Raw genomic sequence first — 12,046 nt, 5'->3', positions numbered from 1 at the left:
ACACTTGGTTCACCATTGAGAGACCATTCATGAGACTGCTACGAAATCGGTCTGGCAGCAAGCCGCTATCCAACTACGAAAATAGAACAGACAAGTTGATCTTGTCTGTTCTTAACGGTTAGAATCCGTTGTCAGACTGAAGGACTTCCCCGCTTCCGTCTGCGTTGCCACGAAGTTCGATGACTGGGTTGTACGTGTTGTTCGGAACCGTGTGCTCAACTTCACCCTGCACGTATGAATCGAAGTACGAGCTGTACGTGTTGAGGTCACTATCCGACACACCGCGCCATTCCCAGAATGGGACATTCGTCCCGCCCGTTGTGCTTGTACTAATTCCACTCACCGTCGTGTAGGGAGCTACAATCTCCCACTCGATCGTGTGAGTCATGTAGTAGATGACTTGACCGAGTACGATATGTTCGACCGTTTGATTGTAGCTTACGGGGATCGCCTGAACTGAAACTGAATCGCTACTAGTCCGTCTGTTTGTCGAGACAGTCTTTGTTCTCGTTTCTCCATACTTGTGGAGAGCCGCGACTACTGCCTGTTCCTGATCATCTGTGAGTCCAGACCATGTAGCCTCAGCCTCTTCAACTGTTTCGAGTTGAAGGTAGCTCTTGAGGAACTCTTTGACACTCTCTTCATCGTCTGGATTAACCGACGCTGGGTCTGGAACGTCTGTCGATTTTGCGGCTACGCTCGTCGTTGCGAGTGACGCTCCAACGAGCGAAGCTCCTGCCAGCTTTACTGCTTTACGCCGACTAAACTCCGGATCTGGTTGGTCGTTTACCATGATGGGTTATTGTCGTGTGTTATCTTCGAACACCGACATGCTACCATTGGCAGCTTTTATCTTTATCTTATCTACCGAACAAATCTGTGCTTACCGTGGAATTCAACGGAGACTGTGTAAATAAACGGCCCCCTTACAGATGAACGAGGGCCGTACAGCATAGAACTGAGTCTTCACTTAGTTACATCCTACTTGAGAGCAAACTATATAGTGTGTTAACACTAATCACGACAATATCCATGAGCGGTTCAATATCCCCGTCTCTCCTCGAAACCGTTGCCCGCCGTGCATACGTTATCGAACACTTGCTGGAGGACCATGCTGATAAACGAGAGCTTGAAGCGGCCCTCGATGTCTCCCGCACGACTGTCGACAGAGGCGTCAGTAGTCTCAGCGACGCAGAGTGCATTATCTGTCGAGACGGCAAATGGAAAGTCACACTACTTGGCCAACTCGCATATGAGGAGTACGAACAACTCACAGCGAGATACGAGAGCCTCACAGCTGCCCAACCTTTACTATTCCATCTTCCACCGGAGACACCGCTTGATGTGCGACTTCTTGTCGATGCGGAGATCAAACTTGCTGAGCCGCCTGCACCGCGTAAACCGACTGCCCAGCTTGAAGACTTGCTTCAACACAGTGGCCAGATCAAGGGGATCTCGTCAATCGTCCTCCCGGAATACGTTCCCCTATTCTATCGCCACATTGTCGAGCGAGAAACGGATACAGACCTCATTCTCGATGCAGAACTCGTCGAGTATCTGTGGGCAAGCTACCCCGATAAAATGAGTGCTGTCCTCGAAACCGACAACGGGATGATGTGGTGGCTCGAACAGCAGCCGCCATTTGGCTTCGTGCTGATCGACGAGGCAGTTGTGTGGTTCGCCGTTTATGCTGATGATGGTGGACTTAAGGGCACAATCGTCAACGATAGCGATGCTGCGGTCGCATGGGCGACCGACATGTTTCATTCATACCGCCAGCAAGCTGAGCAGGTGCTCGTTCGTGGTGGATCGTCTGTATCGATCTCCGGGACCTCCTCAGTATGAGATATCGAAATTACAGTCTTTGATTCTTCTTCGTGGCCGTTTCTCAAGTACAACACAATCTAGGTGCCTACTATACGTCTTTAGCGTCCTGTTGCGTGATCCATCTATACCCTCGAAACGTCTGTTCGAAATACGTCAACATAGACTCCTTCTCAAGAGCAAGGAACTGAGCCGTATTATCCGCGGTGAATTCTCCTATTAAATACCTATCACTGATCCGGTATATTACAACATAATCTTCACTGATAGTCGAACGACACTTGTCTGAGCCCCAGAGTTTAAATTTTCTTGTCCTTAGTATTGGCATGCTTGATGATACCTTCACATACGGCATCAACAGCAAGATTCCGTTCTACCTGCTCTGACAAGTGAATAACCTATTTGGGATTGCTCATGACGAAGGCTATCACGTTCTCTCCTATAATTATTCTTGTTAATAATATGAGCTATCCGACACCCAACAACTAAGGCGGCCAGAAACATCCTCTCGCAAGCAAATCGTTTGTACCCACGCGTTCCCAACTGGGGGAACATTTATACTGGCAGCAGCCCGTACATAGAGATATGAGTCAGGGCTCGTACGACGATACCATCAAATTCCGCGCGGGCGCGCTGAAAGAGGCGGCTGGCGAGCTCGATGCGATCCATCTCGGTGGGATCAATATCAGCGAACTCGCCCGAGCGGGGCTTGCAGATATGCTCCGTCGGACCATGACTGACGAGGACAAAATCACCCTCTATGAACGCTACAAGGCAGGTGAGATCTCCGAGGAGGCTACTCGCCTGCTGCTTGGCGAGGAGTTCGACCTCCTCCAGGAAGATATCGAGGAGTTCGCCGCGGCAGCCGAGGACGATACCAGCCAATATCTTGTTTGAATGGCGACTGATGAACCGCAATATCCGATTCTCGTCGATACTGACGCCCTGATCGCCGTCGGGAACAGCTCACTGTGGGATCGTATTACTGAGAACATCGGACTCACGACCACGAACGTCTGCCAGCAGGAGCTAAAGCGCCATCACGAGCAGAACCGCTCTCACGCTCCAGAAGGAAGTCGCTCGTATCGCCTTCACCACGGTAGTACGCGTGTTCTTGATGCGCTTGAGGATACAGAGACACCGTTGACACGTGTCGTGAGTGTCCCTCGACCGTATGGGGCTGATGCCGGTGAGCAATCGCTGGAACAACATCTCGTGCAGCATCCAAAGGCGGTCGATTACGTGGTGTTGATGGACGCTCACGGTCGCCGTTCGATCCGTCGAGAGATTCAGAACCGCGACCTCGAGGCGCGTGTAGTGCCACCGACTTTTCTCTTCTACATTCTCTACGATAACGATCTCATCTCGCGAACGGCGTTTTGTGAAACGTGTGCTGAACTTCTCAAAAGTGAAGGGTGGACAGGCTATCACGCCGTCGATGCTGCGTGGGAGGGGATTCCAGTCGACTGCTCAGACGTCATTGACTCGGATCTCCTTCCACCTTCATGATTATAATGGAGATTGGAGCTGCGGTCTCTACAACTCCCACCGAGATCCTGCTGAACCGCTTCGAGTAGGTCAAAGACCCGCTCTACGATTACTCCGCACTCACTTCTTTGACCAGCCGCGAACCGTCGCCGAGATCTCCGACCGAAGCGATAACTATCGGAATACGGTCAACCGTGTCCTCAAGCGATTCCGCGATCGTGGTCTTGTCGGGACGGACGCCGGTCGCGACGACGATATCGAGACATGAACATGCTGGTGTAGGCTGGCCTCGACTACGATGTCGTCGAGGCGGAACTCGAAGCCCAGATCGACCGGCTCGGCGACGATCAGTTCGCAACGTTCGCGAACGAAGCCCTGGTCGAACTCGAGGAGCGGTACGGTGACCACGCCCATCGAGGACCAAGTTCAAGAACTGACGGGGCAGTACTACCGTGGGCTCGAAGTCCTCCAAGCACTCGATGAACCGATGACCGTCGATGAGTTGACTGCCGAATTGGAGCTAGACACTGACGAGGTTCGCAACTATGTCGCGTATCTGGCGGAGTTTGATCGGGTAAGCAGAGATAGTGAGACAGTTCGTTCGGCGAAGTAACAATGTCTGTTAAAATTCTCTCAAGTTGATAAACTAGCGTCAGATCCGCAATCCTTGTACGGTGTATCCGCTTGCCCGGATCGGTTGGGATACGAGTAGAACGTGTACCTCAACTAAAACTCGGGTCAGAAACGATCCGCTGAACTATTTATTCGATATTTGACAGATCCTCCGCGCAGCAGGATCGGGTCTGCGTTCTGTTTCACGCGTTCATACTGCTTTTCAGCCCATGAGAGTGCGTCGTCGGTGTCATTAACGATCAGGCCAGCGATGCCTTGCTCAGTGAAGATGGTGATCCCTGCGCGGTCGTGATCGAAAATCGAGAGCCCGTACGAAAACGGGATGGACGCACGCAAGACATCGACATCCGGGTCGTTCAGTACGTCTGTCGATATCGACGGGTATGTTGAATGAAACCACGCATGGACCTCCGGAGGGATGCCCATCTCGAACGCGGCATTTCGTCCCGAAACTCCGCTTTCGTAGAACCGGTCAGCATACCCGGCAACGACGTTTGGCGTCACAACACGCACCTCGGTCGCTCCTTCAACAAAATCTAGGAGTGTAGTCATCACGGCGTCCTGAATACTCGAATGGGTCTCGTAGGTGTCCGCACCTTCGATGAACGCCCAGCTAATCTCCTCATCAGTGTCCATGGAATCCAGCACTGACGAAACATCCCCAAGGCTGTCGAGTTGGTCAAGGTAGTCGCGGTGTGCGCGACAGGCTAATCGGCCTGACTGTGTTGGATACCAGTCCCCATCTCTGTATTCGACGAGGTCAGCCTGTTCGAGTTCACGAACGACATCATCAAGAGTTGAACGAGGCATATCGAGTGTATCAACGAGTTCGGGTTTGGCTTGAGGTTGGTTGACGAGGGTGTTAAGACACTCGTAGCGCTTGAGAAGGATAGTGGCGATATCTTCGGGAGCGGGGATCGACATGACTCTATAGATATTTAATCATCACTTAACTTAATTCTTTCTTATGGAACATTAAAGCTGTAATATATGCCGGGAGAGTGTACTAGCCTTGGTAACAGACACTTAGAGCCGAGACAGTACTTTGGATAAAAAGCGAGAGTATAGTAGGGGGTAGTTACTTCTCGTAAAGGCTCGAGTAGTTCGTAATTTACCGAGTCAATAGCATGAATACAAGAAACGATAGACATGATGTGTGGTTAACTCAATCAACCGCAGAAAATTCGGTCGAATAGTTGGTGCTACCGCAGGGCTCTCCGGTCTGTCCGGTGTCACAACTGCGTCTGAGCAGGAACCAAGCCAAGATCAGCCCCAAGCTGATGTCGAAGTCCGTGTTGATCGCTCGATTGAGGGTGGCAAGGTGTACTCCATTGCAGTAGCCCGCAACACGGAAACAGGAAATACCGACGCTACGGCATTCGTTCGATCAGCTCAATCATCAGATTCGATCCAGCCCAATTCACAACAGTCTGAAGGTGGTGACGTTCTTGCTGTCTCTGAGGACGTAGTTAGTCAGGTAGAAACCACCATCTTCGACAATCAGAACGAGCAGGAAGCGAGTACGCAGGGCGTGAGCGTAAAGTCGGATGAAAGCGAATACACGGATATCTGGGGCCCTATCCGAGAAGCAACGGACCCATCAGGCATCTCCACCCAGCAGAAATCACTTTTACAAGACATTCTTGAAGAGATCGCGGCTGGGACCAAAGACGCGATCAACAGAGTCGGCGCGTACTTCATCGACAGCCCAGACGGAACAGAGTGTGACACCACAGTCACTGATCAAAACCCACATCGTCAACTTGGTGCCTCTGTTGATTACGAGAAGGTTCTCGGTGATCTAACGACTGAGGTTATTACGTCCGCTCTGGGAGCTATTCTCGGAGGACTAGCTGCTTCCCTCCCGGGTGCAGCACTCGGTTCAGTCCTTGGGGGACTCGTGGGGTTCGCGATTGACCAACTCAAAGACACGACAAATATTACGACGGCTTACCGTGATATCGACAAATGTGCCTTTGGAGTGTGTGAGGCTGCGATCCAGCCACTGGTGAGTGGCATCTGGATGGATGAAGATACAGACATGCTCACGTACGGTTCGGACCCGCCCCTTCTTCATCTTGAAGATGCATCCCCGCCGCCGGTCGGGTATGAGGAGATTGTGACGATCAGCTCATAGAGCGCCGCCAGAAGAATTATTATATTTTGCGAGAAAGTTAACTTAATGATTAGAACACTAGTTGAAGACTACAAAAGAGAGTATCGGGAGTCAGGTGGCGATTTTGACAACCGTATCGTAGGATACAGCCTGATTGGACTCGCTATCCTTGCTGTGAACGCGACAGTTGTGACAGTCGGTAGAGATACTCTTGGACTCTCAGACTCGGTAGTGTTTCTCCTAATCCTCATTGTTGGCGTATCACTCCCGTTTATATTGTGGTATCCGCTCCGAAAGGCTGGACTGTAATGAGATCGTGGTGATAGCTTCGACGAACTCCCGTTATCGGGCGGAGACTGGTCTTTTCAGGGGACGTGCCAGCTGTGGTTGTAGGAAAATTGTCTCTGTTGACTCGATGGAAACGCTGCTACGCCATGAGAGCGTGAAACAAGATATGGGGCGCAAGAGACCGACGGATTTCACGTGCCACAGAGCACGTTCTGTTGACTGGTCCGTGTGCGAAAGAAGTCGAGTCATGGGCGCTACAGCCCGGATGCCGCGCCCCGCGGCATCCGGGAAAGCCCGAATAGGTGAATCTCTGCTTCACGCACTGGCGTCCCGGGTGAACGAACCATGTACCTCGGAATCGACATCCACAAACGGTACGCACAGGTGGCAGTGATGGACGAGGCTGGGACGATCGTCGAAGAGGTTCGCGTCGAAAACGCGAACCTCGACGACCTCGCCCAGCGGTACGCCGGCGCACAAGCCGTGCTTGAGGCGACCTCCAACTACTACCACATCCACCGTTTCGGAGGATAGCCAGAAAGTATGTGTTTAGCCCGAGCTGATTTCGCCACCATCTCATAGGAGGCGCACAAATCGGGCTGTATGAGCTGGCAGCGGAGGTTCGTGATGATCCACAGGGATGGGCTCCGTCGCGGAGCCCATCCCGTTGCCTCCGCTGTCTGTACTGGAAGGTGGGATCTGTGAACGGAGATGATCTCACCAAGGACGAGTTGCTCTCCCGGTTTTTGCAACTTGAACAACGAGTCGAAGAGCTTGAACAAGAGAACACACAGCTCCGAGAGAAGTTGCAAGAGAAAGACGAGCGGGTCGAAGAACTCGAAACACGTCTTCGCAAATACGAGAATCCGCACACTCCACCCAGCAAGCGACGGTCGGGGACCGATGAGTCCCCGACCTCGCAGGACGACGAAGACGACGATGTCCGAACTGATGGCGGTACTCCTGGTCGAAAGGACGGTCACGATCCGGAGTGGCGTTCTACAGCTGATCCCGACGAAGAAATCGAAGTCACCTGTGACTGTTGTCCTGAGTGTGGCGACCACTTCGACGAGTCGGTGGGCGTCAGCCCCCGACTCGTCGAGGAGATTCCTGATCCGCAGCCCCCAGAAATCACCCGGTACAACCGCCACTACTACCAGTGCGATTCCTGTGGAACAGAGACAGTTGCGGCTCACCCCGACTGCCCCGATGAGGGGCAGTTCGGGGTGAACGTCATCGCTCAATCAGCTCTGTCACGGTACGATCATCGCCTTCCCTACCGGAAGATCGCTGACCGCTTCGAGCAACTGCATGGACTCGAACTCTCGGGTGCATCCGCGTGGCACGCGACCGAGCGCGCTGCGCGCGCCGGTCGCTGTGAGTACGACCAGATCCGTCAAGAGATCCAAGATGCCGACGTGGTTCATATCGACGAAACAGGTATCAAACGTGAGGGTGAGCAGGCGTGGATCTGGACGTTCAAGACCGCTCAGCATACGTTATACGCGGTCAGAGAGAGTCGTGGAAGTGATGTTCCCGCGGAAGTCCTCGGTGAGGACTTCGCGGGAACGGTCATCTGTGACGGGTGGACGGCGTACCCAGCTTTCAGCAGCAACCTCCAGCGGTGTTGGGCGCACATTCTTCGAGAGGCTGAAGACGCCGCGGAAAAGCAGGCAGAAGGTGAACCGATCTACCACGCTCTCAGACAGGTGTACGTCGCTCTCCAGGCCCGGCTGGAGAGCGACTTGACAGTCCGTGAGCGAGCAGACCTCCAGCGTGTGGCGCGAAGAGAGCTTGAATCGCTGATTGAACGGTCAGTACCCGACGGACCAGTGGCAACACTGCTCGGGAAGATCGAAGGAGGTCTTGACCACTGGCTCACCTTCGTCGGTGAGCCAGCGGTCTCTCCGACGAACAATGCCGCAGAGAACGCGCTTCGTGAACCAGTGGTTCTCCGGAAAATCATCGGAACGCTCCGTAATGACCGAGGAATGTTCGTTCACGAGACGATCTTGTCCCTGCTGGCGACGTGGCGCCAGCAGGGACGCAATCCATACGAAGAGCTTCGTCGAGTCGTCAGCAGCAATGATATGATCTCACGGGCTCACGCTGTGCCGGCTGTCGAGACCTCGGGGTAAACACATACGCCAGAAATAGACTGTTTTCCAGGATTGAAGGACCTGAAGAAATGGACTCAAAGGAATTCACTTGTAACTGTCTGAGACTCGTGTTGAACCGCAAAAAGGTGTAGATCGAGAACAACCATTTACGGAGCGCAATCTTCGAATGAGCGAAGATCGTGCCAGTCTTATCGTTGAACGTGCGGTCGCAATCCTTACAGAGATACCGTTGAAAGTGCCCGTAGCTGCCGTTTCTGACCGTTCGGTCAGAACGGCAGCGCGGACAGGAAACACTGACGCCAGCCAACCTGCTGGAGCGGGTCCGCTGCGACCGATTCCGACCCAACACATCTAGCGGAATTATTCGTGTCGTACACCGCTGACGCGGTGTCCTTGTCCTCTTCGACTCGACAGCCACAGCTCAGCAGTTTCAACAATCTCCTACAGAAGAGCGATTCCCCCTTTCAGAATCAGAGTATACATAGTACCCGATAGTGGGCCTGTAGAAGCTCAAGGAGTCGGGATTGAAGCGCGGCCTCGGCTGTGAACCCGAGCGGTGTCTGTTGAAGCTCCGTATCCAGTCGAATGATTGCCTCTTGTATCGTCATCCGTTACCCCACAGAGGTGCCGGAAGCGCAGCTGTGGCCGAATAGTGGATACGCGGAACCTCTGGTCGTGGGTTTTCAGGAGATCTCCCTGGAATAATCAATCGTCCGGCCGTTAAGCGCGGGGAAACAGGGCCCCGGATGACTCCGTAGATTGCTCGTCATAGGTCTCACTCACGACTGTTCGTACCTCGTTTATTTTGTGCCATTGTGTTGGGTCGTCGGGAGAAGAATGATATTGTAACACTAATTATTATCCCAGTATATTATATTTAATGTAAATATTGTAAAACCAAATAATAACCAAAATAGAAGATTCGGATCTCCAAAAAGATCAAAAGAAAATTCATTCGGTCCCAAAATTGAATACCAAAGAGGGACAGCGAGAACTATTGATAGTGCCCCTACCAGTATTATTTTGTTTTTTTCATTCATAACCTAAACTAGAACATACAACCATATATGCTTTCCTCACACTTAGAAGTGCCCTGATCTTATTTACATATTTCAATAAGATAGTGGTATGTGAAATTAAGTGGGGTAAAGAGGAGTCATACCACCAGGACATTGGTTAGGATTCTCGTTACAGTAGTCCTGTACACACCCCGCAACATCCGCACAAGAGCCGCTTATCGCAGCAACTACAAGTCTACCTCCGCAGAGAGAGGCACCTGCTGCCAAACACGCGACTAATCCTTTAATGCCGAATCCTGCTGATAATTTACATGCCTCAGAAGCAAGATAACAGTAGTAACTCGAGTCAGTAAAATCCAACACACAGCCAGGAATTCTATCCGGATCGCAGTCGATATCCTCGGTTTTCATGCTACTATTATTAACTCTCTCCACAACGATGTCTCCGGTTCGCACTGTCAAGTTAAGCCAGTTTGAGAAGTGAGCAGTTCGTTGGTTTTGGTGTTCATGCTCAACCAAGAACTGCTCACTGAGACGCTTGAGACGGCGAATCTTGAATGTTGGGAGCGTGAGCGGACGGCGACGCCCGTCAGGGCGTTCGCCGTCCGGCTCCACGCGACCGGTTGTTCTCTCAGAGAAACACAAGAGATTCTTCGTCTCTTCGGCGTTGAACGCTCTCATCAGGCGATCTTTCAGTGGGTACATCGAGTTGCTGACAGCAGTGGCGACCCGCCGACGGCGAAGCCGTCAAGGGTCGCTGTTGACGAAACTGCTATCAAAATCAATGGTGAGCTGTCTTGGTTATATACCGCAATAGACCTCGAGACAAAATTGATCCTCGATGTCCAACTGTTTGGACGACATGGCACCGATCCAGCAGCTGCGTTCCTTGCTGGTCTCCGTGAGAAACACGATCTCTCTGACGCCACGTTTCTCGTCGATCAGTTCGGCTATCGGACTGCCCTCTCTCGATTAGACCTGAACGGTCAAGTTGACTATACCGACCGAAACCTGATCGAAAAATGGTTTCACACCCTCAAGATGCGAATTGACCGTTTTCATCACTCGTGGGTGGGCAGTCGGGCAAGCGTCCGCGAATGGCTTGAACAGTTTGTACACTACTATAACTATCAACGACCCCATCAATCACTCAACGATCGAACGCCAGCTGAGGAGGTGCTTAACTAGACAGTGCCCCGTTCAAAAACGATATATTAGTTCATATTATACTAATCGCCGGAATAGAGTACTGGGATTGTGGATAAATTCTCACACATTCAAAGAGAGTTAGTAAAACGCTCCACAGAATACTGTTCTAACAGGAAGTTCAGCTAAAATTAAACGATCGATTAACTATCTGGTCCTATTGTCTGATATGCTTGACTCCCACGAACAATACCCAATATTGCGATGAGAGTATAGAGAATCGTGAGAGCTACTATACCATGATCTAGATAGTGGAGAATAGTGAATAGAAGAGCAATTATTCCGACTATTATCATAATGATAGAATATATTTTCCTCATTTCTAATAGTAAGAACACACCAGCCCCAGCAATTAATGAAAAAAGAGTTCCCAATACATATTCGTTGAGTCCGACGAAGACAAGAACTGATCCAATAAAACCAAAAATAACGAGTCCGAGTCTTGAGAGGTTCATCCGCAATTCCGGGCTAATCATAGCCGGAATATAATGTCTATATACAAAAATATTTTGGTCTTATTCTACTAGGCTTCAAGCAAATATTATCAACTTTTAATTCTGTTAAAACCTACAGTCTATGATAGAGTTCAACAGAATTAACTATTTACTATCAGGGTCGTGATCGTTGTTATACGGTGGTACCGGTCTATTGTCTTGGTCGGGTTCTGGGGGATATTGCATGATACGCCATAACCAGAAGTCCTTATGATCGATCTGTTCGAGTGGCTCAACTGACTGCTGTCGAAGAGCCTCTTTAACCGGTTCTGGATAGCTTGAAAAAGGTAGTATCATATCCTCTCCTCGCGCCTCGAACTTCCTCAGTAAGTTATCCACGCGAACGTCACTCTCAAGTACCCAATCTAACCACTCAGCTTCGTCACCAACCTGTTGAGCGTATTTGTCTGATAAATTGTTGTAGTTCTCAATCGCGTTAACATATTCCGTATATGCGTCATCTAATCCTAATTCTACCATTCCCCAGTAACAGATCTCTCCAGCTGGTGTGAGTTTGTTAGTGAAGCTCGTTCCAATATCTGAAACAGCTTCTGCCTTGATCAATCCCAGATTGCGAGCCTCTTCGACCCGGTTAGACACTGTATCATGGCTTACTGCTACTTGAGATACTATTTTTTTGAATCGGGCATTCTCAGGACCAATTGCGAGAACCAACCCAATTGCGCCATCTCTCTTGAAAAATTCCGCGATTTGATTGGTCATCAGGTAGGTCGTAGAGGGACATCAACTAAGATTTTGAGTCTACTCAGAATCTGAGTGATATCTGGTTTGGAATTGGCTCACCAGCTGAGGGGTATCAGAGATGGAGTCTACTCAGCGAATTCTACTTATTTGGCA

The 12,046-nt window shown here is 50.9% G+C and carries 12 protein-coding genes and 3 pseudogenes; 9 read left to right on the top strand and 6 right to left on the bottom strand.

The window, feature by feature from the left end; all coding sequences use genetic code 11:
• Positions 1–118 precede the first annotated feature (118 nt).
• Positions 119–793 carry a hypothetical protein gene (locus ACT4MF_RS16365; RefSeq protein WP_444683352.1) on the bottom strand — a complete coding sequence of 225 codons (675 nt, stop codon included), beginning with the start codon at positions 791–793 and terminating at the stop codon, positions 119–121.
• A gap of 239 nt (positions 794–1,032) precedes the next feature.
• On the opposite strand from ACT4MF_RS16365, the gene ACT4MF_RS16360 reads away from it, so the two are divergent.
• From ACT4MF_RS16360 to ACT4MF_RS16340, 5 genes and pseudogenes are all read left to right on the top strand, one after another.
• Positions 1,033–1,845 carry a helix-turn-helix transcriptional regulator gene (locus ACT4MF_RS16360; protein ID WP_444683353.1) on the top strand — a complete coding sequence of 271 codons (813 nt, stop codon included), beginning with the start codon at positions 1,033–1,035 and terminating at the stop codon, positions 1,843–1,845.
• 564 nt (positions 1,846–2,409) lie between these two features.
• On the top strand, positions 2,410–2,721 hold the full coding sequence (locus ACT4MF_RS16355) for a DUF8065 family protein (protein ID WP_006629326.1): 312 nt from the start codon (positions 2,410–2,412) through the stop codon (positions 2,719–2,721).
• Positions 2,722–3,333, top strand: a complete 612-nt coding sequence (locus ACT4MF_RS16350; RefSeq protein WP_444683354.1) for a hypothetical protein — start codon at positions 2,722–2,724, stop codon at positions 3,331–3,333.
• 100 nt (positions 3,334–3,433) lie between these two features.
• A pseudogene (locus ACT4MF_RS16345) lies at positions 3,434–3,559 on the top strand (transcriptional regulator TrmB); the annotation flags it as partial.
• 153 nt (positions 3,560–3,712) lie between these two features.
• Entirely contained in the window at positions 3,713–3,925 is a 213-nt protein-coding gene (locus ACT4MF_RS16340) for a hypothetical protein (RefSeq protein WP_444683355.1), read from the top strand.
• A gap of 125 nt (positions 3,926–4,050) precedes the next feature.
• Here ACT4MF_RS16340 and ACT4MF_RS16335 read toward each other — a convergent pair whose 3' ends face one another.
• Complete coding sequence (locus tag ACT4MF_RS16335) at positions 4,051–4,869, bottom strand: helix-turn-helix transcriptional regulator (protein WP_444683356.1); 819 nt, start codon at positions 4,867–4,869, stop codon at positions 4,051–4,053.
• 232 nt (positions 4,870–5,101) lie between these two features.
• Between ACT4MF_RS16335 and ACT4MF_RS16330 the strand changes: the two genes are divergently transcribed.
• The 3 genes and pseudogenes from ACT4MF_RS16330 to ACT4MF_RS16320 all read left to right on the top strand — a co-directional run bounded on the left by ACT4MF_RS16330 (position 5,102) and on the right by ACT4MF_RS16320 (position 8,487).
• Positions 5,102–6,082 (top strand): hypothetical protein, encoded by a 981-nt coding sequence (locus ACT4MF_RS16330; RefSeq protein WP_444683357.1) that lies wholly within the window; start codon positions 5,102–5,104, stop codon positions 6,080–6,082.
• 612 nt (positions 6,083–6,694) lie between these two features.
• Positions 6,695–6,868: pseudogene (locus ACT4MF_RS16325) on the top strand (IS110 family transposase); the annotation flags it as partial.
• Between the two features lie 182 nt (positions 6,869–7,050).
• The gene (locus ACT4MF_RS16320) at positions 7,051–8,487 is read left to right on the top strand and encodes an IS66-like element ISNpe24 family transposase (protein WP_015298959.1); all 1,437 of its coding nucleotides are present in this window, start codon (positions 7,051–7,053) and stop codon (positions 8,485–8,487) included.
• 70 nt (positions 8,488–8,557) lie between these two features.
• Here the strand turns inward: ACT4MF_RS16320 and ACT4MF_RS16315 are convergent.
• Together ACT4MF_RS16315 and ACT4MF_RS16310 are read right to left on the bottom strand one after the other, a co-directional pair.
• Positions 8,558–8,833 (bottom strand): annotated as a pseudogene (locus ACT4MF_RS16315) (transposase); the annotation flags it as partial.
• A gap of 487 nt (positions 8,834–9,320) precedes the next feature.
• On the bottom strand, positions 9,321–9,509 hold the full coding sequence (locus ACT4MF_RS16310) for a hypothetical protein (protein WP_444683358.1): 189 nt from the start codon (positions 9,507–9,509) through the stop codon (positions 9,321–9,323).
• Positions 9,510–9,995: 486 nt separating this feature from the next.
• Here ACT4MF_RS16310 and ACT4MF_RS16305 point away from each other — a divergent pair, with 486 nt between their 5' ends.
• Positions 9,996–10,676: an IS6 family transposase gene (locus tag ACT4MF_RS16305; protein ID WP_444683386.1), complete on the top strand. Its 681-nt coding sequence runs from the start codon at positions 9,996–9,998 to the stop codon at positions 10,674–10,676.
• Between the two features lie 161 nt (positions 10,677–10,837).
• Here the strand turns inward: ACT4MF_RS16305 and ACT4MF_RS16300 are convergent, their stop codons facing one another.
• Positions 10,838–11,170, bottom strand: coding sequence for a hypothetical protein (locus ACT4MF_RS16300; protein ID WP_444683359.1), 333 nt, complete (start codon positions 11,168–11,170; stop codon positions 10,838–10,840).
• Positions 11,171–11,293: 123 nt separating this feature from the next.
• A complete protein-coding gene (locus ACT4MF_RS16295; RefSeq protein WP_444683360.1) occupies positions 11,294–11,911 on the bottom strand; it encodes a hypothetical protein in 618 nt (205 codons plus the stop codon).
• Positions 11,912–12,046 lie beyond the last annotated feature (135 nt).

This window comes from Halorubrum sp. FL23, assembly GCF_052439115.2.
GTDB classification, from domain to species: Archaea; Halobacteriota; Halobacteria; order Halobacteriales; family Haloferacaceae; genus Halorubrum; species Halorubrum persicum.
This window is presented reverse-complemented; position numbering and strand designations above follow the sequence as displayed.